General features: G+C 71.0%; 20 protein-coding genes and 2 pseudogenes. 12 read left to right on the forward strand and 10 right to left on the reverse strand.

Features of this window, described 5'->3' with window-relative positions; translation table 11 throughout:
• The first annotated feature begins 52 nt into the window (after positions 1 to 52).
• The 6 genes and pseudogenes from ACNKF0_RS14110 (at position 53) to ACNKF0_RS14135 (ending at position 6,165) form a co-directional block, all read left to right on the forward strand.
• Positions 53 to 853 carry a family 16 glycosylhydrolase gene (locus tag ACNKF0_RS14110; protein WP_416953060.1) on the forward strand — a complete coding sequence of 267 codons (801 nt, stop codon included), beginning with the start codon at positions 53 to 55 and terminating at the stop codon, positions 851 to 853.
• Positions 854 to 1,448: 595 nt separating this feature from the next.
• The gene (locus ACNKF0_RS14115) at positions 1,449 to 1,781 is read left to right on the forward strand and encodes a lytic transglycosylase domain-containing protein (protein WP_416953062.1); all 333 of its coding nucleotides are present in this window, start codon (positions 1,449 to 1,451) and stop codon (positions 1,779 to 1,781) included.
• A gap of 161 nt (positions 1,782 to 1,942) precedes the next feature.
• A pseudogene (locus ACNKF0_RS14120) lies at positions 1,943 to 2,814 on the forward strand (protein kinase domain-containing protein); the annotation flags it as partial.
• A 360-nt stretch (positions 2,815 to 3,174) separates the two neighbouring features.
• Entirely contained in the window at positions 3,175 to 4,056 is an 882-nt protein-coding gene (locus ACNKF0_RS14125; RefSeq protein ID WP_416958531.1) for a PASTA domain-containing protein, read from the forward strand.
• Between the two features lie 18 nt (positions 4,057 to 4,074).
• Positions 4,075 to 4,974, forward strand: coding sequence for a DMT family transporter (locus ACNKF0_RS14130; RefSeq protein ID WP_416953064.1), 900 nt, complete (start codon positions 4,075 to 4,077; stop codon positions 4,972 to 4,974).
• Positions 4,975 to 5,034: 60 nt separating this feature from the next.
• Entirely contained in the window at positions 5,035 to 6,165 is a 1,131-nt protein-coding gene (locus ACNKF0_RS14135; protein WP_416953066.1) for an NADase-type glycan-binding domain-containing protein, read from the forward strand.
• Here ACNKF0_RS14135 and ACNKF0_RS14140 read toward each other — a convergent pair.
• The 4 genes from ACNKF0_RS14140 to ACNKF0_RS14155 form a co-directional block, all read right to left on the reverse strand.
• Positions 6,143 to 7,144 (reverse strand): threonine aldolase family protein, encoded by a 1,002-nt coding sequence (locus ACNKF0_RS14140; RefSeq protein ID WP_416953068.1) that lies wholly within the window; start codon positions 7,142 to 7,144, stop codon positions 6,143 to 6,145. The genes ACNKF0_RS14135 and ACNKF0_RS14140 overlap by 23 nt on opposite strands.
• Positions 7,145 to 7,469: 325 nt before the next feature.
• Positions 7,470 to 8,807: a class II 3-deoxy-7-phosphoheptulonate synthase gene (locus tag ACNKF0_RS14145; RefSeq protein WP_416953070.1), complete on the reverse strand. Its 1,338-nt coding sequence runs from the start codon at positions 8,805 to 8,807 to the stop codon at positions 7,470 to 7,472.
• An 86-nt stretch (positions 8,808 to 8,893) separates the two neighbouring features.
• Positions 8,894 to 10,282 (reverse strand): metallophosphoesterase, encoded by a 1,389-nt coding sequence (locus tag ACNKF0_RS14150; RefSeq protein ID WP_416953072.1) that lies wholly within the window; start codon positions 10,280 to 10,282, stop codon positions 8,894 to 8,896.
• 68 nt (positions 10,283 to 10,350) lie between these two features.
• Positions 10,351 to 11,796 (reverse strand): APC family permease, encoded by a 1,446-nt coding sequence (locus tag ACNKF0_RS14155; protein ID WP_416953075.1) that lies wholly within the window; start codon positions 11,794 to 11,796, stop codon positions 10,351 to 10,353.
• A gap of 197 nt (positions 11,797 to 11,993) precedes the next feature.
• On the opposite strand from ACNKF0_RS14155, the gene ACNKF0_RS14160 reads away from it, so the two are divergent.
• Positions 11,994 to 13,202: a pyrophosphate--fructose-6-phosphate 1-phosphotransferase gene (locus tag ACNKF0_RS14160; protein ID WP_416953077.1), complete on the forward strand. Its 1,209-nt coding sequence runs from the start codon at positions 11,994 to 11,996 to the stop codon at positions 13,200 to 13,202.
• 61 nt (positions 13,203 to 13,263) lie between these two features.
• On the opposite strand, the gene ACNKF0_RS14165 is transcribed toward ACNKF0_RS14160, so the two are convergent.
• The 4 genes from ACNKF0_RS14165 to ACNKF0_RS14180 form a co-directional block, all read right to left on the reverse strand.
• A complete protein-coding gene (locus ACNKF0_RS14165; RefSeq protein WP_416953079.1) occupies positions 13,264 to 14,193 on the reverse strand; it encodes an NAD-dependent epimerase/dehydratase family protein in 930 nt (309 codons plus the stop codon).
• On the reverse strand, positions 14,190 to 15,164 hold the full coding sequence (locus tag ACNKF0_RS14170; RefSeq protein WP_416953081.1) for a glycosyltransferase: 975 nt from the start codon (positions 15,162 to 15,164) through the stop codon (positions 14,190 to 14,192). Before ACNKF0_RS14170 ends, ACNKF0_RS14165 begins: the two co-directional genes overlap by 4 nt.
• A 37-nt stretch (positions 15,165 to 15,201) precedes the next feature.
• Positions 15,202 to 15,960 (reverse strand): class I SAM-dependent methyltransferase, encoded by a 759-nt coding sequence (locus ACNKF0_RS14175; RefSeq protein WP_416953083.1) that lies wholly within the window; start codon positions 15,958 to 15,960, stop codon positions 15,202 to 15,204.
• 67 nt (positions 15,961 to 16,027) lie between these two features.
• Positions 16,028 to 17,269 (reverse strand): MFS transporter, encoded by a 1,242-nt coding sequence (locus ACNKF0_RS14180; protein WP_416953085.1) that lies wholly within the window; start codon positions 17,267 to 17,269, stop codon positions 16,028 to 16,030.
• Positions 17,270 to 17,291: 22 nt separating this feature from the next.
• On the opposite strand from ACNKF0_RS14180, the gene ACNKF0_RS14185 reads away from it, so the two are divergent.
• From ACNKF0_RS14185 to ACNKF0_RS14205, 5 genes and pseudogenes are all read left to right on the forward strand, one after another.
• The gene (locus ACNKF0_RS14185; protein WP_416953087.1) at positions 17,292 to 18,146 is read left to right on the forward strand and encodes a DUF1028 domain-containing protein; all 855 of its coding nucleotides are present in this window, start codon (positions 17,292 to 17,294) and stop codon (positions 18,144 to 18,146) included.
• Complete coding sequence (gene glpK / locus ACNKF0_RS14190) at positions 18,143 to 19,621, forward strand: glycerol kinase GlpK (protein WP_416953089.1); 1,479 nt, start codon at positions 18,143 to 18,145, stop codon at positions 19,619 to 19,621. Before ACNKF0_RS14185 ends, glpK begins: the two co-directional genes overlap by 4 nt.
• A gap of 156 nt (positions 19,622 to 19,777) precedes the next feature.
• Positions 19,778 to 20,836, forward strand: a complete 1,059-nt coding sequence (locus tag ACNKF0_RS14195; RefSeq protein ID WP_416953092.1) for an IS110 family transposase — start codon at positions 19,778 to 19,780, stop codon at positions 20,834 to 20,836.
• Between the two features lie 396 nt (positions 20,837 to 21,232).
• Positions 21,233 to 22,193 (forward strand): annotated as a pseudogene (locus tag ACNKF0_RS14200) (IS481 family transposase).
• Between the two features lie 100 nt (positions 22,194 to 22,293).
• Entirely contained in the window at positions 22,294 to 23,739 is a 1,446-nt protein-coding gene (locus tag ACNKF0_RS14205; RefSeq protein WP_416953094.1) for a hypothetical protein, read from the forward strand.
• Between the two features lie 20 nt (positions 23,740 to 23,759).
• Here the strand turns inward: ACNKF0_RS14205 and ACNKF0_RS14210 are convergent, their stop codons facing one another.
• Entirely contained in the window at positions 23,760 to 24,662 is a 903-nt protein-coding gene (locus ACNKF0_RS14210; protein ID WP_416953096.1) for a hypothetical protein, read from the reverse strand.
• A gap of 9 nt (positions 24,663 to 24,671) precedes the next feature.
• Positions 24,672 to 25,115 carry a GNAT family N-acetyltransferase gene (locus tag ACNKF0_RS14215; RefSeq protein ID WP_299923898.1) on the reverse strand — a complete coding sequence of 148 codons (444 nt, stop codon included), beginning with the start codon at positions 25,113 to 25,115 and terminating at the stop codon, positions 24,672 to 24,674.
• Between the last annotated feature and the right edge of the window lie 72 nt (positions 25,116 to 25,187).

Below are 25,187 nucleotides of genomic sequence, written 5' to 3' on the forward strand. Positions count from 1 at the left end.
GTGCTGCTGATCGAAGTTGTCACCCCGGCGGGCGGTCCGTACCGTGCCGTGGATGCACCCCCTCCGATCTGCTCTCGCCGCGGCCCTCGTGGGTCTGCTGGCGCTCACGCTCTCCCCAGCCGTGTCCCCCGCCTCGGCCGACCACTACGACGGCGCGCCCGGCCCGGTCCACGCCGGCAACACCTTCGGCTGGTACCAGCACGGCGTCTTCCGCCAGGAGTTCATCGGCCCCAAGCCCGGCTTCTGGAAGAAGAAGGGCCGCGGTGTCGTCCGGACGCAGAACGGCATGCTGACGCTGATGAGCACCAAGCGGGGCAGCGTGTCCGCCACGCTCGACCTCAAGGGCCGCACCTACGGCCGCTGGGAGATCCGCATGCGGGCGCGCACCATGTCGAAGGTCAAGGGCGGCAAGCCCTTCAAGGTGGTCACCGAGCTGGTCCCCGGCGGCACCCGTGACCAGCGCTGCGGCGGTCGTGACATCGGCATCGAGAACTTCACCCTCGGCACCAACACCGTGAAGTCCTACGTCCACACGCTGCCCAACAGCTCCTACCGCGGGTTCCTCGGCCGCCACCTGCGCAACGACCGCTGGCACACCTACGGCGTCGAGGTCGCGAAGGACCACGTCTCCTGGTTCGTGGACGGGCACGTGATCAACACCGAGCGACGCGCCGGGGCGCTCGACCCGCTGCCGCGGCAGCTGAAGTTCGAGCTGCGCGCCCGGAAGGGCAAGAGGATGGACCCGGCCCGGATGCAGATGGACTGGATGCGCTACTGGTCGATGCGCGCCCCCAACGAGAAGTCCATCAAGGCCCCCCAGCTCGAGCTGAGCACCTTCAACGGCGCCTGCTGACACACCGCACTCGCGACCACCGCCTCGGCGGCCGGGTCGGGCGACACGCCCGACCCGGCCGCCGTTCGCGTTCGTCGTACGCCGGTCGCTAACGTCGACGGCTTCGTTCGCGCGCTTCCTCCCGGGACCTCGTGCCCCGGGGCGCAGCGAACGGGACGAGGAGCAACCCCCGTGCCCCGTGCAGACCACCCCCGACATCACCGACCCCGCACCCGCGCGTTCGCCACCGCGGTCGGCGTCCTCGCTGCCACGTTCGCGACCGTGCTGACGGCAGCGCCGGCCCACGCCGACCACCAGCAGGTCCCGGCCGACCGCACCCTGGTGTCGTACGTCGTCCAGCCGGGCGACACCGTCTTCGGACTCGCCGTGGAGCACCACGCCTGGACGGCCGAGATCGTCGCCCACAACCACCTGGGCCGCACCGGTGCCCTGCAGGTCGGCCAGCGCATCGAGATCCCGGTCGTCGGCAAGCGGTCCCGCGACGGGTCGCAGACCACCATGTGGCAGCACCCCGACCCCGAGCGCGAGAAGGTCCGCCGGGTCGTCGCGGGCGCGGCCCGCAACCACGGGGTCGACCCGCAGGCTCGCGCTGGCGGTGTCGTGGCAGGAGTCCGGGTGGCAGATGGGCGTGGTCTCGGACGCCAGGGCGATCGGCGCGATGCAGGTGCTGCCCTCGACGGGACGGTGGATGGAGGGCTACGCAGGGCGTCCGCTCGACCTCCGCAGGCTCGGCGACAACGCCACGGCCGGCGTGCTGCTGCTCGAAGTCCTCTCGCGCCACACGAACCGTCGTACGCACAAGATCGCGGCCTACTACCAGGGCCTCGGCGCCGTCCGCGAGCACGGTCTCTACGACGAGACCCGGGCCTACGTCGACAACGTCGCCGCGATCAAGCAGCGGCTGGAGGCGGGCCGCCCGCCGGCGTGACGCCACGCCGGGGCCGCGCGTGAGCGTGGGCTCAGGGGCTGCTTCCGTACGATGGGCGCGCCGGATCCTTCCCCGTCCCACCCCTGGTCCGGTGTGGAGGTCGATCAGTGGAGCCAACCGAGCACGCCCGCGCAACCGCGCCCGGCGCCGCTGGCGACCCCATGGTCGGGCGGCTTCTGGACGGCCGCTACCGCATCCTCGCCCGGGTGGCTCGCGGTGGCATGGCCAGTGTCTACGAGGCCACCGACACCCGCCTCGACCGCACCGTCGCGGTGAAGGTCATGCACCCCGGCCTCGGCGACGACCAGGAGTTCGCGCAGCGCTTCGTGCGCGAGGCCCGCGCCGCCGCCCGCCTCAACCACCCGCACGTCGTGGGCGTCTACGACCAGGGTGACGACACCTCCGACGGCACGGACACCATCTTCCTGGTGATGGAGTACGTCCCGGGCCACACGCTGCGCGACGTGCTGCGCAAGGAGGCGCCGATGGCGCCCGCCCGGGCCCTCGCCCTGCTCGAGCCCGTCGTCTCCGCGCTCGCCGCCGCGCACCGCGCCGGGCTGATCCACCGCGACGTGAAGCCCGAGAACGTCCTCATCGCCGACGAGGCACACGGCGGCACCGTCAAGGTCGCCGACTTCGGACTGGCGAAGGCGGTCAGCGCCGACACCCAGCACACCGCGACCGGCGGCGTGCTCATCGGCACCGTGTCCTACCTCGCGCCCGAGCCTGGTCATCGACGGTCGCGCCGACGCCCGCGCCGACGTCTACGCCGCGGGCGTCGTGCTCTACGAGCCTGCTGACCGGCACCAAGCCGCACGAGGGCGAGTCGCCGATCCAGGTGGCCTACCGCCACGTCCACCGCGACGTGCCGATGCCGTCGCTGGTCGAGCCCGGCATCCCCGACTACGTCGATGCCCTCGTCGCGCGGACGACCTCGCGTGACCGCGACCAGCGTCCCGCCGACGCCACCGTGCTGCTGCACCACCTGCACCGGGTCGAGCAGGCCCTGCGCGACGGCCTCGACTCCGACCCCGAGCCTGGCCGCCGACCTGCTTCCCGCCGCGCCGCAGCGGCGCCCCACGAGCCCGCCTCGCCCGACGACACCACGCCCGAGCCGTTCGACGCCGGCGCGCTCGCGCTGCTCACCGCGGTGGACCCGCGCGACTCCGGGCTCGTCGACGACGGCAGCCCCGACCGCACCGCCCTCGAGCGGCACCCCGCACCACCCGAGGAGCCGCCCGGCGGCCCCGTCACCGAGCCGATGCGCACCACGACCGCGCCCGCGGCGACCGCGACCACCACCCTCCCGGCGCCGCCCACGACCGCGCGGCCGGCGCCCGGACGCGCTCCGTCGCGGGTGGCGCCCGTCGACACCACCGAGCGCCGCCGGTCGATGAAGGGGCCCCTCGTCCTGCTGCTGTCGCTCCTGCTCGTCGCAGGCGTCGCGGCCGGCGCGTGGTGGTTCGGCTGGGAGCGCTACACCACGACCCCGGGCGTCCTGGGCCTCGACGAGGCCGCCGCCACCTCCGAGCTGGAGGACTCCGGCCTCCGGGCCGAGGCGGGCGAGCCGGCCTACAGTGAGAACGTCGCCGCAGGTCTCGTCATCGCCACCGACCCCGGACCCGGCGGCAAGGTGCTCGACGGCGGCACCGTCAGCCTGACCCTGTCGCTGGGGCCGGAGCGCTACGACGTGCCCGACCTGGTCGGGCAGACCGAGGACCAGGCCCAGGACGCGCTCGCCGCGACCAACCTCGCCTTCGGCGCCAGCAAGGCCAGGTGGAGCGAGACGGTGCCCGAGGGACAGGTCATCCGCACCTCGCCCAAGCCAGGCACCACCCTCAAGCCCGGCGCCAGCGTCGACCTGGTGCTCAGCCGGGGCCGCAAGCCGATCGAGGTGAAGGACTGGACGGGCGAGTCGTTCGACGACGCCTCGGCCGCCCTCGAGAAGCGGGGGCTGCAGGTGAGCGTCACCGCCGAGGAGTACAGCGACTCCGTCGCTGAGGGCGACGTCATCTCGCAGGACCCGCCGACGGCCACCCTCTTCCGCGGCGACACCGTCTCGTTCGTCGTCTCCCTCGGCCCCGAGCTGGTCGAGGTGCCGCGGGTCCAGGCCATGGGCGTCGACGCCGCGACCGAGCTGCTCGAGGGACTCGGGTTCGAGGTCGAGACCGAGGAGTCGGGGACCTACCTCGGCCTGGGCTACGTCGCCAGCTCCGACCCCGGAGCCGGCGAGGAGATCCCGAAGGGCTCGACGATCACGCTGTTCCTCGTGTGAGGTCCTAGCCTTTCGTCCGTGCACGCCGAGCAGACCCGTCGTACGTCGCTGCTCGCGGCCCTCGCGCTGCTCGCGATCGCCGCGTGCTGGGGCTCGACGTTCTTCATGATCAAGGACCTGCTCGACCGGGTCCCGACGCTCGACTTCCTGGCCGTGCGGTTCGCGATCGCCTCACTCGCGCTGCTCGTGGTCGCCCCGAAGGCCCTCGGCCGGCTCTCCCCCGTCGTACGCCGCCACGCGGTCGTCCTGGGCCTCCTCTACGGAGTCGCCCAGATCCTGCAGACCGCCGGCCTGGCCCACACGCCGGCGAGCATCAGCGGTTTCGTCACCGGCCTGTACGTCGTGTTCACCCCGCTGCTGGCCGCGGCGATCCTCCGCACCCGCATCCCGCCGATCACCTGGGCGGCTGTCGTGCTCGCGACCGTGGGGCTGGGCGTGCTCGCTCTCAACGGCTTGAGCATCGGCTACGGCGAGCTGATCACCCTCGCGTCCGCGGTGCTCTACGCGCTCCACATCGTCGGGCTGGGCGCGTGGTCGACCGCGCAGGACGCCGTCGGCATGACGATCCTGCAGGTGATGGTGATCGCCGTCGTGTGCACCGCGGCGACCGCGCACGACGGGATCGTGCTGCCCGACCGCGCCGCCGACTGGTGGGCGGTCATCTACATGGCGGTGGTGGTCGGCGCGCTCGGCCTCCTCGGGCAGACCTGGGCGCAGGCCCACCTCCCCCCGACACGCAGCGCGATCATCATGAGCATGGAGCCGGTCTTCGCCTCGTTCTTCGCCGTCTGGCTCGGCGGGGAGGACGTCACGACCCGGCTGCTCGTCGGCGGCACGATGGTGCTCGCCGCGATGCTGATGGTCGAGCTCGCCCCGCGTCGGGTGGTCGAGGGCGAGGTCCCGCACATCGCCGTGTGAGCGGCGGTCCCGTCCCTCGGGTGGACCTCGACGTGGGTGCGTCCCCCTATCGTGGGGCCCGTGGACACGTGCGTGGCGTGCGGCGCCGAGCTGGGGGTGGGGCGGTTCTGCCTCAACTGTGGGCACCGCATCGGCGCGCCCGCGCCGGTCCGTCCCGAGCCGGCAGTCGCCCCGGCTCGCCCGTCGGCGCCGTCCCCGACTCCCCCGGCCACGTTGACCGCGACCGCGCCCCCGCGCGGCGCGAGCCCGTCCAGCGACGACACCGCGGGCGAGGTGACAGCCGACCCGCAGCACGACCCCGGGCCGCCCCCGGCGCCGGTCGTGCCTCCTGTGCAGGCCGCTGACCCCACCCCCGTGCCGCCGACCAGCCCGCCGACCGGCCCGCCCGACGACGTACCCGACGAGTCGGCAGCCGTCAGGCCGCGGCGGTCGACCTGGGACCCCGACGAGGACCTGCTGCCCTACGAGGAGGTCGACGACGCCGACGGCGACCTGCCGGTCCGCGGCAAGGCATGGATCGGCTGGGTGCTCGGCGCCGCGCTGCTGATGGGTCTCGCCTTCGTGCTGCTCCGGGTGTTCGAAACCGACGGCGACGACGTCGCCACCGACCCCGCCACCGGCGCGTCGAGCAGCACCTCGAGCAGCACCGAGGAGCCGGCGTCCGACACCGCTCCCTCGGATGACGGCGAGAAGACCCCGGCCGGGGTCGGCAAGGCGCGCGAGCTGGTCAGGGGCGCCACCTTCGAGGTGCCCGGCACGGCGCCGCCGACGACCGACTTCGACGGCAACCTGGTGGCCTACGAGGCCAGCCAGATGGGCGACGGGATCCCGGCCACGGCCTGGCGCACCGCGGGGGACGCGACCGGCGAGACCATCACCGTGACGCTGGCCGAGCCCGGTGTCGTCACCCGTGTGGGGCTCATCAACGGCTATGCCAAGAAGGTCGCCGGCGTCAACTGGTACCCCAACAACCGCCGCACGGTCGCGGTCTCCTGGGGCTTCGACGACGGCACCACGGTCGAGCAGGCCCTGGCCGAGCGACCCGGCATGCAGCGGATCGAGGTCCCGCCGGTCGAGACCTCCACGGTCACCCTCACCTTCACCGCCGTGACCCCTCCCGGCGCCGGCAACCTCGGCCGTGACTACACCGCGATCAGCGAGGTCAGCGTCACGGGGCGGCGAGCCGGCTGAGCACCACGGCGGCCCGCTCGGCGTCGGACCTCGAGACGTCCAGGTGGGTCACGAGTCGTACGGTCCTCGGGCCCACGGCGGCGATGCGGACCCCCTCGGTCGCCGCGCGCTCGACGAACGCCATGGCGTCCGGGCGCTGCACGACGACGATGTTGGTGTCCACGTCGTCCGGGTCGAGGCCGAGTGACTCGCCCAGGAGCCGGGCGTTGGCGTGGTCGTCGGCCAGCCGCTCGACGTGGTGGTCGAGGGCGTACGCACCCGCTGCGGCGAGGACGCCGACCTGGCGCATCCCTCCGCCCATGCGCTTGCGCCGCACCCGCGCCTCGGCGACGGCGTCGGCCGATCCGACCATGAGCGAGCCGATCGGCGCGCCCAGACCCTTGGACAGGCAGACCGCGAGGACGTCGGCGATCCGGCCGTAGTCAGCCAGCGGGGTCCCGGTCGCGACGTGCGCGTTCCACAGGCGGGCGCCGTCGAGGTGCACCTTCGTGTCGTTGTCCCCGGCCCACGCCCGTAGGGCGCGCAGGTCCTCGATCGGCAGCACAGTGCCACCGGCGAAGTTGTGGGTGTTCTCCACCGAGACCGCGGCCGTGCGCACGAAGAACGGACCCATGTCCGGCGCGTGCATCGCCTCGATCGCCGGCAGGTCGACCTGGCCGCGCTCCCTGGTCCAGGTGCGCATCGTGAGCCCCGTGATGGCGCCATGGGCACCGAGCTCGGCACGGGCGATGTGGGCCGAGGACTCGCACAGCACCTCCTCGCCGGGTGAGACCACGCTCGCCACGGCGAGCACGTTGGCCATCGAGCCGGTCGGGGCGAACAGCGCTGCCTCGTGGCCGAACATCCCGGCCACCCGCTCCTCCAGCGCCGCCACCGTCGGGTCCTCGCCGTAGACGTCGTCGCCCACCTCCGCGCGCGCCATTGCCTCGCGCATCGCGTCGGTCGGGCGGGTCAGGGTGTCGGAGCGCAGGTCGATCACGGGCTCATCCCATCACGGCTGCGCCCGCCCTCCGCCGGGCGGTGGTCCACCGACATTCGACCAGCCGCGAACGTCGCTCAGCCACCGCCCGCCCGGCGCGCCGTCGTACGACACGCCCCCGGCGGTGGTCCACCCACGTTCCGGGCCTGAGGAATGTCGCTCAGCCACCGCCCGTACGGCGGTGAGCCACGCAGGTTCGGGCGCGCCAGAAGCTGCGTCACCCACCGCTCGTACGCCGACCAACCCGGCCGGCGGTGCACCAGGCACGTTCCGGCGCCGCGAAACCTGCGTCACCCACCGCCCGGCGGGACGAACCCAGCAGGCCTCAGGCCTTGCGGAGCATCTCGGCCACGAGGAACGAGAGCTCGAGGGACTGGACGCGGTTGAGGCGGGGGTCGCAGACGGACTCGTAGCGGTGGGCCAGGCCCACCTCGTCGATCTCCTCGCCACCGCCGACGCACTCGGTGACGTCGTCGCCGGTGAGCTCGACGTGGACGCCGCCCGGCCAGGTGCCGAGGGCGCGGTGCACGTCGAAGAAGCCCTGGACCTCCTCGATGACGTCGTCGAAGCGACGGGTCTTGTAGCCCGAGGAGGCCTCGAAGGTGTTGCCGTGCATCGGGTCGCAGACCCAGGCGACGTTGAGGCCCTCGGCGGTGACCTTCTCCACGAGGGCGGGCAGGCCGTCGCGGATCTTGCCGGCGCCGAAGCGGGTGATGAAGGTGAGCCGGCCCGGGGTGTTGTCCGGGTTGAGGCGCGAGGCGTAGGCCAGCGCGTCGTCGGGGGTCGTCGTGGGCCCGAGCTTGATGCCGATCGGGTTCTTGATCTTCGACAGCAGCTCGACGTGGGCGCCGTCGAGCTGGCGGGTGCGCTCGCCGATCCACACGAAGTGCGCGGACACGTTGTAGGGCTGGTCGGTCCGCGAGTCGATCCGGGTGAGGGACTGCTCGTACTCCAGCAGCAGCGCCTCGTGGCTGGAGTGGAAGTCGACGCGGTGGAACTCGTCGGGGTCGGCGCCGATCGCCTGCATGAAGGTCAGGGCGCGCTCGATCTCGTCGGCCATCGCCTCGTAGCGCTGGCCGAAGGGCGAGTTCTGCACGAAGTCGGTGTTCCAGGTGTGCACCTGGCGCAGGTCGGCGTAGCCACCGGTCACGAACGCGCGGACCAGGTTGAGCGTGGCGGCCGAGGAGTTGTAGACGTCGACGAGACGCTGCGGGTCGGGCACGCGCGCCTCGGGCGTGAAGTCGTAGCCGTTGACGGCGTCGCCGCGGTAGGCCGGGAGGGTGACGCCGTTGCGGGTCTCGAGGTCGGAGCTGCGGGGCTTGGCGTACTGGCCGGCGAGCCGCCCGAGCTTCACGACGGGCACCGAGGCGGCGTACGTCAGCACGACGGCCATCTGCAGCAGCACGCGCAGCTTGTTGCGGACGTTGTCGGCGGTGACGCCGGCGAAGGTCTCGGCGCAGTCGCCGCCCTGGAGCAGGAACGCCTCACCCCGGGTGACGGCGGCGATCTTGTCGGTGAGGTCGTCGCACTCCCCCGCAAAGACGAGCGGCGGCGCGGTCCTCAGTCGGGCCACGGCAGCGTCGACGGCCCCCGAGTCGGGGTAGGTCGGCTGCTGCTTGGGCCCGAGCGCGTGCAACTGCTCGAGGGTGGGGATGGCGTTCACCCGCCAAGGGTACGGCGACCGGGCCGCGGCCCCCGAACCGTGACCGCCCCCTGAACGCGTGACGCGGCGCACGCCGGGCGGTCGTATCAGTCGCGCGGCGCGAGCACGCCGTCGGCGTCGTCGACCCTCAGGCCTCCCGAGCGGGTGCGGCTCGCGACGAGGGTGCCGGTGACGACCGAAGGATCGGGATAGCTGATGCGACCCGGGGCGCCCTGGCGCGACGTGGTCCACAGGCGGTTGTCGAACCCCACGACCCCGCGGAACTGGTGGTTCTCCAGCACGAGGCGGTCGGCGGTGACCTGCCCCACGATGTAGGACGCCTCGCCTCGGTAGAACAGCGACCCGTGGGACACCTCGAGGATGCCGTCGCGCCGGCGGACGGTCTGGTCGTGCACCTCGCCGCTCAGGTAGACGTCGACGCCGCCGTCGACCATGGTGCGCCACAAGTCCGACGCACGGCCCTTCTCGTAGACCAGGTGGGTCGAGTTGCGCACGCGCACCTTGCCGGGCATCGGGGTGTGGGCCTGGACCATCACCCACGGCACGTCATCCTTGCGGGCCTTGCGCAGCACGCCCCGCAGCCAGCGCAGCTGCGGCTCATCGACGGAGATGTGGACGTCGCCGCCGCGCCGCTCGAACACGTCGAGGGTGACGAGGAGGACGTTGGAGTCGAGCCGCACGGAGTAGGCCGTGTGCCTGGACGGACCTTGCTCCGGGCGCTCGGTGAACCGGGGCCGGCCGTCGCTGCCCGACAACGCGTGGTCGGCGAAGATCTGCTTGAACTGGGGGATGTGGCGCCGCTTGAAGTCGACCCAGGCATGGCGCTTCTTCAGCCGCCACGGGTCGTCGCCCATCTCGTGGTCGCCCACGGCGGGGTACGTCGTCAGGTCGTGCTCGCGGAACCGATCGAACCAGGCCGGGTAGTACACGTCGGCGGCCCGGCGCCAGGCGCGCAGACGCTGGGCCTGCGTCCGCACGGGACCGAACACCCCCGTCCGCGAGTCGTCGCGCCCCCACCGCCCCTCGACGAGGTCCCCGGGGACGAGCACGTCGCGCGTGCCGTGGGAGGCCATCTCGTCGATCACCTGGTCGAGCGCCGTCTCGTAGGACTCGTTGGTCGAGTTGGCGACGTCGCCGGTCGCCTTGACGACGTACGTGCGGCGCCCGTCGGCGGTGAGGTCGGCGACGTCCTGGTTGAGGAAGTCGGGAGCGGAGACGAACCGGTAGGCCCCGGCCAGCTCGGGCGCCGCCGACACGGCCGGGCGGTCGCGCGGACCGCGCTCGACAGCAGGCGGCAGGGAGGCCGACGACGGCTCACCCGGCGCCAGGCGAGCCGTCGGCCCGACGCTCGTCGACGCCGGGTCGTCCGGGACCGGGATCGCGCTCGCGGAGGGAGTCGGCGGCGTGGCCGTCGAGCAGCCGAGCGCACCGGCCACGAGCACCGCCAGCACGGGCCCCACGCGTCGTCGAGTCACCCGCCCAACGGTAGACGTGAGGACCGACGCGCGTGCACCGAACCCCCGCCGTGTCGGGTGCTGACTCATCACTCCAGGTGGTCGATGTCGCGGAAGCCGGTCTTCTTGGCCCGCACGCCGCGGTTGGTCATCCACGTCAGCGCCCAGAGCACCACGCCCACCGCGAGCAGGCCGGCCGCGATCTTGTACTGCACCATGTCGGCCTCCAGGCGCGCCCACGGGCCGAGGAGGTAGCCGCAGCAGATCGCACCGATGACCGGCAGCACCGACGGCGCCCGGAAGGCACCATCGGGAGTGGGGTGGCGCCGCAGGATGAGGCAGGCGATGTTGACGATGGTGAAGACCGCCAGCAGCAGGAGCGCCGTGGTGCCCGACAGCGCCCCGACGACCGAGGACTCCGAGTCGAGCGTGACGACGCTGATCAGGCCGAGAGCCAGGAGCGTGGTGAAGACGATGGCGGTCCACGGCGAGCGACGGCCCGGGAGCACCTTGCCGAGGGAACGCGGCAGCACGTCCTGCTGGGCCATGCCGTAGATGAGCCGGCTCGCCATCAGCATGTTGATGAGGGCGGTGTTGGCGACCGCGAACACCGTGAGGAACGGGAAGATCGTGTCGATCGGCAGGTCGGGTGCACCGATCTTGACGACGTCGAGCAGGATCCCGGCTTCCGCGTTGGTGGGGTCGGCGATCTGCCCGGCGGGGATGACCGCGACGACCGAGATCGCGACCAGCATGTAGATCAGCACGGCGATGCCCAGGCCGGTCAGCATCGCGCGCGGGAAGATGCGCAGGGGGTCCTGGGTCTCCTCGACCATGTTGACCGAGTCCTCGAAGCCGACCATGGAGAAGAACGCGATGGCGGTGGCGATGGTGACCGCCATGAAGAGGCCCTTGTCGTCGGGGCTCTCGAAGACGGTGACCCGGGAGAGGTCGCCGTCGCCACGGGCGATCACCCAGATCCCGATGGCGATGACGATGGCGAGGGCCGTCATCTCGACGAGCGTCAGCAGCACGTTGAACTTCACGCTCTCGCCGACGCCGCGCAGGTTGATCGCGGCGAGCACCAGCATGAACAGCAGCGCCGTGATCAGGATGGCGCTCGGGCTGGGGTCGTCGTTGCCGAAGCCGATGAGCAGGTTGGCGGCCAGCAGGTTGGACGACGTCGAGGCGCTGGTGATGCCGGAGCAGACCACGGTGAACGCCACGAGGAAGGTGATGAAGTGGATGCCGAACGCCTTGTGCGTGTAGAGCGCGGCACCGGCGGCCTGCGGGTACTTGGTGACCAGCTCGAGATAGCTGAAGGCGGTCACGGTCGCGACGGCGAAGGCCACCAGGAACGGCAGCCACGCGATGCCGCCGACCTGACCGGCGATCTTCCCGGTGACGGCGTACACACCGGCGCCGAGGATGTCCCCGACGATGAAGAGCAGCAGGAGCTTCGGGCCGAGCACCCGCTTGAGGTCGGTGTCCCCCGGACCGTTGACGTCCTGCTGCGTGGCTTCTGTCGCGCTCATGGAGACTCCCGTCGTCATCCCGTGCAGCGCACGGCGTCCTCACACAATGAACCTGCCGCGGGGGCGAGGCAACCACCGCAGCACTGGGACAACGTCGTGTCGGCGCCCGGGTCACGCCGGGAGGCGCGACCCGCCCCCGGAGGGGTGGGGGTGGGACGCACTTCCGGGCTTGTATCGATCCAACTACTCTGCTGCCCATGCCGAAGCGTGTTGCGATCCTGACCGCGGGTGGGTACGCCCCGTGCCTCTCCTCCGCCGTGGGCGCCCTCATCGAGACCTACGACGCCACCGACCCCGACATCGAGCTGATCGCCTACCGGCACGGCTACCACGGCCTGCTCACCGGCAACAGCATCACCATCGGCGCCGAGGAGCGCGCCGGTGCTGCCCTCCTCCACCGCTACGGCGGCAGCCCGATCGGCAACAGCCGGGTCAAGCTGACCAACGACGCCGACTGCCGCAAGCGCGGCCTCATCGGCGAGGACGAGACGGCGTTGGAGGTGGCGGCCGCGCGGTTGCAGGCCGACGGGGTCGACGTGCTGCACACCATCGGCGGCGACGACACCAACACCGCGGCGGCCGACCTGGCGGCCCACCTCGCGACCCGGGGCTCCGAGCTGACGGTCGTCGGGCTGCCCAAGACGATCGACAACGACATCGTGCCGATCCGCCAGAGCCTCGGCGCGCAGACCGCCGCCCAGCAGGCGTCGCGGTTCGCGCAGAACGTGCTGGCCGAGCACGGGTCCAACCCGCGCATGCTGATCGTCCACGAGGTCATGGGCCGCGCCAGCGGCTGGCTGACCGCCGCGGCGGCGCGCGACTACATGGCCTGGCACGCCGAGCAGGAGTGGCTGCCCGGCATCGGGCTCGACGGCCGCAAGTGGGCCATCCACGCGGTCTACGTCCCCGAGCTCGCCATCGACCTCGCGGCCGAGGCCGACCGGCTGCGGGCCGTGATGGACGAGATCGGCTGCGTGAACATCTTCCTCGCCGAGGGTGCCGGCATCGACGACATCGTCGCCGACCTCGAGGCGTCCGGCGAGACGGTGGGACGCGACCCGTTCGGGCACGTCAAGATCGACACGATCAACCCCGGTCGCTACTTCGCCGACCACTTCTCCGAGGCCATCGGCGCCGAGAAGAAGATGGTGCAGAAGTCGGGCTACTTCTCGCGCTCCGCACCCGCCAACGACACCGACCTCGCCCTGATCCGCGAGATGGCGGAGCTCGCCGTCGCGTGCGCCCTCGACGGCACGCCCGGCGTGATCGGGCACGACGAGGACCAGGACGACGAGCTGCGGGCGATCGAGTTCGATCGCATCGCCGGCCACAAGCCGTTCGACGCCACCCAGGCGTGGTTCACCGACCTGCTCGCGAGCATCGGCCAGGACGCCACGCGGTCCTGAACCGCTGCCGGTGGGCGGGGCGGGCAAGGGAGACACGCCGCGGCGGACGCGCCCGTGGTGATCACGCCCGTCGACGCACCGTCGGGTGCCGGAGGGTTCCCGCGCGCATCTGCCGGCCGATGTCATCGGAGGTCCGTCGAAGCCCGACCCCGAATGGAAGGTGGTCGACCTGGCGGTCGAGATCCGGCCACGTGACGGAGCGCAGGCGCAGGTCCATGACCTGGTCGGCCGCTCGACGGATCACCAGGTTCGGACGTCGCCTGAACGCTCGGGTCGACTCCCCGATCACCGATCCCACCGATCGCGAGACACCCGAGGCGACGATCTTGACCACGACGGCTCCGGGCGCCGCGCTCGAGATCCGGTCGAGTCCTGACACAGCCGTCCAAGCCGCATCGGACACGAACACATAGTCCCGAAGGCTGTCCATGGCCGCGTAGATCGTCACGGGTTGTCGGGTCATGTGGCTCAGGCAGAGCTGGGAGACGAGTCCCTGCGGCTTGGCCAGGTTCTGCCCGGGTCCGTAGAGGTTGGCGATCCTGCCGATCAGGACACGGGTGCCGTCACGTGCCAGCCCCGTGGCTGCTGCCTCCATGGCCAGCTTGGTCCGTCCGTAGGGCGAGGCCGGACCAACGCTGGACTGCTCGGTGAACGGCGGCGCATCGGCGGATCCGGCGTAGGTCCCGCCCGCCGATGACGCCAGGAACATGGCGTCGGGCGGCACGGAGAGGCGTCCGAGGAAGCCCTCGAAGATCGCTGCTTCCGCTCTGAGATCGGCCTCTCCCGTGGCGATGACGCCGGACCCTGCCGTCCAGACCAGGCGCCACGGCCCGGTCGCCGCGGCCCGGTCGACGGCTCGCTGCAGCGCGTCGAGTGACGCACGGTGCGCGCCCCACGGCACGTCCACTGTCTGGACGTCGTCGCCACGGGACCCCAGCACCGCCAGGACGGCTCGGCCGAGCAGGCCCCGCCCGACCACGAGCGTGCTCATGAGTCCCGCGAGGCGTCCTCCCTGCCGAGGGGACCCTCCGCCCGGTCCGACACCATGAGGAACAGCGGCTTGCCCATGGCCATGTTCACTGCGACACCCACGTACTCGGTGATGACGCCCAACGCGGTGAGCGTGACGCCTGCGCTGATCAACGTGACGATCATGACGGATGCCCAACCGGCGACGGGTATGTCGCCGTAGATCCTGATGCCGACGATGACGAGCGCGAAGAGGAACCCCAGGACCGCGAAGAGCAGCCCCGCCGCGCTTACGGCGCGCAGGGGCTTGGTGCCTCCGGTCAGCACCATGCGCCAGTAGTGCGACAACAGCGAGCGCAGGTTGTAGTTGGACGGGCGCGTCTCGGCGGTGAGGGTGACGGGCGACGTGGCGACCGAGCGCGCCACCCAACCGAGGGCGACATCGAGGTAGACGCCCGGACCGGCGTAGGCGGCGACGCTCCGGGCGACGTCGCCGAGGATGAGTCGGTAGCTGTTGAAGGCGGTGGCATGCGCCTGCGCCGTGGTGAAGCGCAATGACTTCTTGGCGGCTCGCGAGGCGAAGTTCCTCAGCGGGCCGTGGGGCGGAGCGTTCAATGGCGAGGCGTACACCACATCGGCCTGCTCCTGCATCGCCGTGTCGAGCATCGTCCCGAGATCCCCCGGGTCGTACTGACCGTCCTCGTCCATGGTCGCCACCCAGTCGCCTCCCGAGTAGGACATGCCGGCGAGCGTGGCGGCGTGCTGACCGAAGTTGCGGCTGAGCCAGACCGCGTGCACCCAGTCCTTGTCGGTCGCCAGTCGACGGATCAGCCGGTCCGAGGCATCTGGGCCACAGTCGTGGACGAGAACCACCTCGACGACCCTGGCCTCCCTGCCCCCCGGCGTCGTGAAGCCGCGCGTCAGCGGCTCGATGGCCTCGATCAGCGCTGGAAGGCTCTGTTCGCCCTGGTACACCGGGATGACGATCGACATCGTGTGGTGATCGGATCTCACGTTCTTCGCCGTCCTGTCACGTTGATGGGCGTGCGGACTTCGCGGCCGCGATGACCACGGAAGACCCGAACGGTAGGTCTCGACGGGCGAGCAGCCGGCGGTCGATGGACGACAGGCCCGACAAGAGCCGCTCCACCGTGGGGCTGACGTCGGGCAGGTCCGCGACGCCTTCTGCCGGGACCGGTCCCGTTGGGGCACGACGCTCCGTCAGGCGGCGTCGCAGCCGGTCCGCGGCGAAGAAGGGGAATGTCCCTGCGAACATGTAGGTCGCGCGGTCAACGTCGAATCCGGCTCGCGTCACGGCGGCAACGGCACGGCTCCTGGTGTAGCGACGGTGGTGGCCGTTGCGGTCGTCGTGCGCAGTCCAGGCCCACTGGTAGGCGGGCACGCTCATGAGGAGCTTGCCGCCCGGTTTGAGGACCCTGCTCACCTCCGCCAACACTCGATCCTCGGGATCGCAGTGCTCGATCACGTCGAAGGCGGCGACCACGTCGAACGCACCTGCACCGAACGGCAGGTCCATCGCCGAACCGCAGACGTCACCCGCGTGGAGGCCTCGAGGGTCGATGTCCATCCCGACACGGTGTCCGCGCGTGCGAAGCCATCCGACACTGGGACCGTCGGCACTACCGAGGTCGAGGATGGACGGCGGGGTCGACCCCGTGCCCTCGACGGCGTCGCTGAGGGTCAGCTCGAGGAGCTGTGAACGGACCCGGTACCACCAGTAGTCAGGATTGGCGAGAGATGGGGACCCGGGATCTGGCACGCCGCTCATCGTGCCACGGCCGCCCGGTGCCACGCGTGGAAACCTGGGAGGCGCAGGTCAGTCCCCCACACGAACCTCAGGCGCTGGTCTCCTGCTCGGCGCGGTTGGTCACGCGCTTGCCTGCCGCGGGGAGGACGCGGGGCAGCCGCTGGAGGTACGCCGCGCTGGCGAGTGCGACGAGCGCGAGCACCCACCACAGCGTCGTCTGCCCGTGGGCCAGGAGCCACGTGAACGCCACCGGCGTCACCGCTCCTCCGATGCCCCAGCTGAGCTGGAACAGCCCGAGGTAGCGACCCCGCAGGTGGTCGGGCGCCGCCTCGGCCGCGGCCGCGCTGAAGACGGGCCCGCCGGTGAGCTCGCCGGCCGTGTAGATGGCCGCGCCGACGAGCATCACCACGATCGCCAGCCAGACCGGGAGCCAGCCCGCGACGACGAACAGGGCGTAGGCGGCGAGGAAGGTCAGCTGGGCCAAGCCCATCATCCGTGCGCGCACGCGCCCGGTCATGCGGCGTACGACGAGCCCCTGGCCGAGGCCGACGAGCGCGGTGTTGAGGGTGAAGATCGCCCCGACCACCCACCCCGGGAGGTCGATCGTCTCGGCGACGTAGACCGGCAATGCGAAGTTGAGCACCATCATCCCGGCGACGAAGCCGAACTGCCCGAGCACGAGGCGGAGGTAGGCGGTGTCGCGCAGCACCACGCCCCAGCCCTCGACCGGGGCGTCTGCGGGGTGGGCCACGCGGTGGTCGGGCACGTCGAGCAGGAGGACGAAGGCGACCACGAAGGTCACCGCGTTGACGACCACCACCGACTGGAAGGCGACGTCGGTGCCGACCTGCAGCGCGAGGCCGGCCAACACGCCGCCGATGGAGTAGCCGAGGTTGCGCACGGCCTGCAGGAAGCCGAACCACAGCTCGCGCTCCCCCGGCGCCGAGATCGCGGTGACGACGTTGCCGAACGACCCCCAGAACGACTGGCGACCGAGGTTGAGCAGGGCGGTCCACAGCGCGACGGCGAGCAGCGAGTCGGCCCACAGGTAGGCCACCATGCCGGCGGCCTGCACGAGGTTGCCGACCAGCATCATCCGTCGCGGGCCGAACCGGTCGACGAGGCTGCCGATGACGAACGCTCCCGGCATCGTCAGCACCGCGGACAGCGACAGCGCGGACCCCACCTGCACGAGGGACAGGTCGGTCATCGCGAGGAAGTAGAGCAGCGTGATCGGCATGAACAGGCCACTGCCGACGGTGTCGGCGACGATCGCCGCGACGAAGCGGCGGTGCTCCCCCACACGGGGGAATCCGAGACGAGCCAGCACGGGGTCACACTAGGGTCGGCACATGACGTTCTCCATCGTGGCCCGGTCCGACGACGGTGAGTCGTGGGGCGTCGCCGTGGCCTCCAAGTTCCTGGCCGTCGGATCCGCCGTGCCCGCGGCGGCGGCCGGGGTCGGCGCGATCGCCACGCAGGCCGACGCCAACCTGGCCTTCAAGTACCTCGGTCTCGCCCACCTCGACGACGGCGCGACGGCCCAGGTCGCCCTCGACCGACTGGTCGAGGAAGACGACGGGCGCGAGCACCGGCAGGTCGGCGTCGTCGACTCCGACGGCAACGCAGCGACGTGGACCGGCGCCGAGTGCTTCGCCTGGGCGGGCGGGACGACCGGCCGCAGCGGCGAGCGCGGCGGTTACGCGATCCAGGGCAACATCCTCACCGGGCCCGAGGTGGTGCAGGCCATGGAGCGCGCCTGGATCGCCGGCGAGCGCACGTCGCTCGAACGCCGCCTGCTCGCCACCCTGGCGGCAGGGGACGAGGCGGGTGGCGACAGCCGCGGCCGCCAGTCGGCCGCACTCCTCGTCGTCCGCGACGGGGCCGGCTACGGCGGACACGACGACGTCGCCGTCGACCTCCGCGTCGACGACCACACCGCCCCGGTCACCGAGCTCGCGCGGCTCGTTGACCTCAACGAGCTCTACCTGACCGCCTCGACCCCCGAGGAGCAGGTGCCCGTCGACGACGCCCTGATGATCGAGCTGGAGTCGCTGGCCAAGGCCGAGGGCAAGGACAGCTTCCACATGTGGGTCGGTTCGGAGAACTACGAGATGCGGGTCGGGCCGGGCGCCCGACCTGCGTGGATCGACCGGCGGATCCTCGGCATCATCCGGGGTCAGCAGGACGGGGAGGACCACGCATGAGCATCCTTGCGATCGACGCAGGCACGACCGGCGTGACGGCCGTCGTGGTCACCCCCGACGGCCGGATCCAGGCCACGGGCTACCAGGAGTTCCGCCAGCACTTCCCCCGGCCGGGCTGGGTGGAGCACTCCGCGGAGGAGATCTGGCAGGCCACCCTCGAGGCCACCCGCGAGGTGCTCACGAAGGTCGACCAGTCCGAGCTCACGGCGGTCGGCATCACCAACCAGCGCGAGACGGTCGTGCTGTGGGACCGCGAGACGCTCGGCTCGCCGCGCCGCGCGATCGTGTGGCAGGACCGGCGTACGGCCGACATCTGCGACCGGCTCCGCGCCGACGGGCACGAGGACCGGGTCGCCGAGCTCACCGGGCTGCGCCTCGACCCCTACTTCTCCGGCACCAAGCTGATGTGGCTCGCCGAGAACGAGCCGCACACGTGGGCGCTGGTGCAGTCGGGTCGGTACGCCGTCGGCACGGTCGACTCCTACCTCATCGCCCGGATGACGCGCGGCACCTGGCACGTCACCGACGTCTCCAACGCCTGCCGAACCCTGCTCCTCGACCTCGAGTCGGGCGAGTGGTCCGACGAGCTGTGCGAGCTCTTCGGGGTGCCGCGTGACGCGCTGCCCGACCTGGTCCCCAACTGGGGTGAGATCGCCCCCACCGACCCGACCGTCTTCCTCGGGCTGTCGCTTCCGATCGCGGGCGTCGCCGGCGACCAGCAGTCCGCGCTGTTCGGGCAGACCTGCTTCGAGGAGGGCGAGTCCAAGTGCACCTACGGCACCGGCTCGTTCATCCTGACCAACACCGGCAGCCAGGTGCTGCGCAGCGACGCCGGCCTGCTGTCGACCGCGGCGTGGCGCTCGCCCGACAGCGAGATGACGTACGCCCTCGAGGGCGCGATCTTCGTGACCGGGGCGGCCGTCCAGTGGCTGCGCGACGGCCTCCAGATCGTCGGGAGTGCCGCCGAGACCGCGGCGATCGCCGCCACGGTGGACGACACCGACGGCGTGGTCTTCGTGCCCGCGCTGACCGGGCTCGGCGCGCCCCACTGGGACCCCCACGCGCGGGGCACCATCCTCGGCATCACCCGCGGCACCACCCGCGCCCACCTCGTCCGCGCCACCCTCGAGGGGATCGCCTTCGAGGTCCGCGACGTGCTCGAGACGCTTCCCGGGCAGGGACAAACCACGCTGCGCGTCGACGGCGGCGCCGCGGAGAACGACTTCCTGTGCCAGCTGCAGGCCGACCAGGTCGGCCGCGCAGTGGAGCGTCCGGAGATCATCGAGACGACGGCGCTGGGCGCGGCGTTCCTCGCCGGGCTCGGCACCGGCGTGTGGGGGTCGACCGACGACCTGCGCGAGACGTGGGCGCTCGACCGGCGGTTCGAACCCGGTGGCGACCGCGACGCGCTCGACGCGTCGTACGCCCGCTGGAGCGACGCGGTGGAGCGGTCGAAGGGTTGGGCGAGGCCCTAGACGGTATGGACTGACCGCTCAGGACTCCTGGGGGTTGCAGGCCGGGGCCCCGCTCACAAATGGTCGTGGGTGACCGAGTAGGGCTGGCCTGCTCGGCCTATCCAACAGTTGTGGGAGGCCCCGGTGTTCACCGAGCGTACGAGCGTTGGGCTCGACGTGCACGCACGATCTGTCGCGGCAGCGGCGATCGATGGCGTCACGGGCGAGCTGGTCCAAGCGAAGCTGACCCCGTCGTATGAGCACATCCGGTCCTGGATCCAAGGCCTACCGGGTCCGGTCGCAGCGACCTACGAGGCCGGGCCGACCGGGTTCGGGCTGCATCGATACCTGAGTGCAACGGGGATCCGGTGTGAGGTCGCGGCACCGTCGAAGCTGCAGAAGCCCTCGGGCGATCGGGTCAAGACCGACGCCAAGGACGCGATCCACCTGGCCCGGCTGCTGCGACTCGACGAGGTCACCGCGGTCGCGATCCCTTCAGCGGACCAGGAGGCCGCCCGCGACCTGGTCCGTGCGCGGGAGGACTGTCGAGGCGATCTGATGCGGGCCCGGCACCGGTTGTCGAAGCTGCTGCTGCGCCACGGCATCGTCTACTACGACGGTGACGCGTGGACCGGGAAGCACGATGCGTGGCTGCGTCACGAGGCGCTGCCGCAGCTGAGCGGTCGGGCAACCCGTTTGGCGTTCGACTCCGACTACGACACGGTGCTGGTCACCAAAGCGCGTCGCGACCGGCTCGACGACGCGATCGGCGAGATGGCGTCCGACTCCGAGTTCACCCCACTGGTGCGGCGGCTGGGATGCCTGCGCGGGGTGAGCACCCTGACCGGGTTCGCGCTCGCGGTCGAGATCGGCGACTGGCACCGGTTCACCGGCAACACCATCGGCTCCTTCGTGGGCCTGGTGCCCAGCGAGTACTCCTCCGGGTCCTCGCGGGTGCAGGGATCGATCACCAAGACCGGCAACACCCACGTGCGGCGGCTCCTCGTCGAGGCCGCCTGGCACCACCGCTCCCGCTACCGGGTCGGGAAGACCATGCGCGACCGCTGGGACCTGGCACCCGCCGCCGCGCGGGCCCGTGGCGACGAGGGCAACCGCCGACTGCACCAGCGGTGGGTCAGGTTCATCGAGCGCAGCAAGAAGCCCACCATCGCCAACGTCGCGATCGCCCGTGAGCTCGCCGGCTGGTGCTGGTCCCTGGCCGTGCTCGAGGAGTAGCCGACCACGACCTGCTCCGTCATCTAACGGGCTGGTGGCAGCGCGTGGAGCGACCCGCGAAACAACTATGAGCAACGGACAGCTCGTCCGCGACGCTCGACGCTAGACACGCGGTCCCGCTCCTGCCGAAAGCACCGTCCTGCGGTACCCAACCCGCGCATATCAGTCTGACCGCGCGTCGCCAACGACACGCTCACCAGCACCCACGACGACGAAGCACGAGGCGCCCGCCCCGAACACTCGGGACGGGCGCCTCACCCTGCCTCTTGACAGGAGGTCACTCCATATCAGATGTACCCGGCCAGGACGTTGGTAGCAGCGAGCCTGGTTGAACGAGCGAGAAACCTCCGAGTGGGATGTGGCTTGTCTAAGGTCCACGCCCAACCGGAGGTTCTCGTGTCCCACGGTAATGCCCGGCTGACCTTCCATGGTCGGCTGCTGCTGATCGTTGAACGCCACCGAGGTGGCATGCCAAAGGCGCACATCGCGTCAGCGATGGGTGTCTCTCGCAAGTGCGAAGAAGTGGATCGACCGCTACGACGACGAAGGGCTGGCGGGCCTGCGCGACCGGTCCTCGCGTCCGCACACGATGCCGGCCAGGACCAGCCCTGAAGTCGAGGCCGAGGTGGTGGCCGCGCGTGCCGAGCACCGTGAAGGCCCCGACACCCTCGGCCCAAAGGTCGGCGTCCCGGCCAGGACGGTCTCGAGGATCCTGCGCCGCCACGAGGTGCCCTACCTGCGCGAGCTCGACCCGATGACCGGTGAGGTGATCCGGTCCTCGAAACAGAGCGCGGTCCGCTACGAACGCGACAGGCCCGGCGAGCTGGTCCACATGGACGTCAACAAGCTCGGCCGGATACCCGACGGTGGCGGCTGGCGGGTCCACGGGCGTGAGATCCCCCGCGACCGTGTCAACGGGCCCGGCTACGACTACATCCACTCCCTCGTCGACGACCACTCCCGGCTGGCCTACAGCGAGGTCTTGCCCGACGAGAAGGGCGCCACGTGCGCGGGGTTCCTCGAACGCGCCATCGACTTCTTCGCCGCCCATGGCATCACCCGCATCGAGCGGCTGATGACCGACAACGCCTGGGCCTACCGGTGGTCGCTGCGCGAGGTCTGCGCGGCGCATCAGATCCGGCAGAAGTTCATCCGACCTCACTGCCCGTGGCAGAACGGCAAGGTCGAACGGCTCAACCGGACTCTGGCCACCGAGTGGGCCTACCGCCAAGTCTTCACCAGCAACGACCAACGCACCGCAGCCCTTGCGCCCTGGCTCGAGTACTACAACACTGAACGCCGCCACAGCGCACTCGAAGGCAAGCCCCCGATCAGCCGACTGCTACCAACCTGGTAGCCGGGTAGACCTAGAGCCGCTCGCGCGCCTCGCGGGCCGCGTCGAACCTGCGTTGTGCGGTTTCCCCACGAGCCAGCAGATACCCGGTGATACTTGCGCGGTGGCCACAACGAAGATCGCGCCTGCAGTCCAGAAGGTCGCTAAAAGCACGAAGACACCGTCTGTGGTCATGTGGGTCCCGCTCGTCGGCCTTGCTATCGTCATGATCCGATTCACGACCCTTGCGGCCGGTCCGATCAAAGACCCTGACGCATGGTGGCATCTCCGGGTCGGCCGCGAGTTTTGGTCAGGCAACTGGAGTCTGCACGACACGGGACCACTATCGTCCTTCGCCACTGAGGAGTGGACGCCGCGCGATTGGGTCCCCCAACTGGTGGCCAGCAGGTTCGAACTGTGGTTCGGCCTCCCGGGGGTGGCCTGGCTCTATGGACTCTCGTTGCTTGCGTTCTTGATGACTGCCTATCTCGTATGTCGAAGGTTTGCCGATCCAATGCCGGCAACCCTTGCGACAGTCCTTGGAGGGCTGGGAGCCACGGGAAGCTTGTCGCAGCGACCGCAGGTGATCAGCTTCATCCTCATGCTTATCGTCGTATCGGCCTGGCTGGCGACGACCCGCGACCTGAAGCCACGATGGTGGCTCATTCCTCTGACTTGGGTGTGGGCGTCGTCGCACGGCATGTGGTACTGCGGAATCGCCGTGGGGATCCTGGTGGTGGCAGGACTTGCGATAGACCGACGAGTCAACCTCCGACACGCCCTCACCTTGGCGTGCGTGCCAGCACTGTCACTGCTGGCCGCTGGGGCCACACCGGTGGGACCACGCCTGTGGCTCACGTTGTTCGATACGACTGGCATGTGGCGGTTCGTTTCGGAGTGGCAATCTCCGTCGTTCCGCGACCTCGCCCCCGCGATCACGGTGCTGATGATCTTCATCGTGGTCGCGATCTGGGCGCGACTCGGCGTACGGATGCCCTGGACCCACATCGGCGTGTTGGCCCTCGGTGCCGGTTGGACACTGCTGTCCGCTCGCACGGTTGCGCTTGGTGCTGTGACGGTTGCTCCACTCGTCGCAACGGCCCTCCAGTCACTTCAACAGAACCGCCCCCCTGTCCACGTCCGTCGGGCTGAGCCCCTGTTTCTCGGACTCGTGACGCTCGGCTGCCTTGCGGCTCTGGCCCTCGCCGTGCCGGCGACCTCTGACATCCCCGGCGACGTCCCCAACGGGCTAGATGACCAGCTTGCCAGTTTGCCAGCCGGGACAGCGGTCCTGAACGAGTACGTCCTGGGAGGGTGGCTGCACTGGCGTCACCCAGAACTGCAGACGGTCGTGGATGGGTTCACAGACGGATACACGACCGACGCTGTTTCCGACTACGGCGAGGCGCTGACAGTCTCGGCCGGGTGGCAAACCTACTTGGAGGACACCGGCGCCGACGTGGCACTGTTGCGGGAGGACTCACCCCTCGCGGTTGCCCTGACCGATCGGCTCGGTTGGACCAACGAGGGCCAGGATGCCGGGTACGTGCTTCTGACAGCCAGCAACTGACCGCCTGCCCCCGTCTTGGCTCACACCAGTCGGTCCCGAGCAACCCTCGCTTCGTCCAGCCTGGATCTAGCGTCGTCGACGGCCTCCTCGACCTCGGCCTGCGCCGCCTCGGCCTCCGCGAGCTCCTCGTCGACCTCCTCGAGGGTGTCCTCGAGCGCGGCGAGCCGGCCGCGGAGCTCGTCGATCTCGGACTGGACCTGCAGGGTGCGCGCCTGCAGCTTCTCGACCGACCGGCGTGCGGCCCGGTGCTCCTTCTCGTGCTCCTTGAGCACGGCGCGCGCGTCGGCGAGCCGCTCGTCCGCAGCTGCCCGGGCCTTGGCGTCTGCATCCGGGTCGGGTACGACGTGCAGCTGGGGCCGCTGCGTCGGGTCCGGGGCTGCCGCTGGGCGTGCCTTCGCGCTGAAGCCGAGCGCCTCGGGCAGTGCGACCGCCCCGCTGAGGTCGAGGTCGCCGAGGCCGGTCGCGGACAACGACGTCACGAGCAGCCCGCTGCGCACCGCGCGCGCGGCGTCCGGCTCCAGCATCGCTGCGGTGAGGGTGGCCTCCACCTGCTCGGCGACGGACTCGGTCGTCCTGACCCCCTCCTCGCGCGCCATCCGCCGCGCCGCCGTGGTGACCGACGCGGTCAGCTGGCGGCGCTGCTTGGTGAACTCGCGCAGCTGGGTGGCATCGAAGTTGTCCTGCGCGTCCCGCAGGGCCTCGCCCACCGCGAGCACCTGGTCGACCTGGTCGGGATCGCGACGGACCAGCAGGTTGACCACCCAGGCCGCGACGGACGCCTTGCGCAGACCCTTGATCGAGGCAGCGAGCGCCTTGTCGGCCTTGTGCTCCTTGACCAGCGCGTCGCGTGCAGGTGTGAAGTCCGCGAGGGGCAGGGCGTAGAGGTCGTCGGCGATCTCCAGCAGCGGGTCGGCGTCCGGCATGCCCCGATCCTAGGGAGCGGCGTACTCGACCTCGGTGGGGTACGGCGGCCAGGGGCACTCCTGGGTGACGCCGCTGGGAGCCCAGCCCAGCGACTCGTAGAGCCCTCGCGCCCGCCCGTTGGCCTCGAGCACCCACAGGCGCCGCGCTCCCGCGGCCTGGGCGCGGAGGAACCCGTCGCGGCCCAGCCCGGCGCTCCAGTGGTCGGGCCGGACGGCCAGGTGGCGCAGCGTCGACCCGTCGTGGGCGGTCAGGGCGACCAGCCCGCGCTCGTCCTCGACCACCTCGACCCTCACCCCCGGGTCGTCGAGGAGCAAGGCCCATCGGGCCAGCACGTCGTCGTCGGGGTAGGGCAGGTCGCCGAACACGTGCGCCAGGCCCGTCCGGCTCGCGATCCGCTCGAGGTCGCGCAGCGCGACCATGTCCTGCGCCGTCGCGCGTCGCCAGGTCTCCACGGCTCAACCCTAGGCGTGTCGGCGTGGACGGACGTACCCCGTATCGGGGTTGAGCGGCGGGACCCCGGGGTG

It is taken from the genome of Nocardioides sp. T5 (assembly GCF_048161455.1).
GTDB lineage: Bacteria > Actinomycetota > Actinomycetes > Propionibacteriales > Nocardioidaceae > Nocardioides.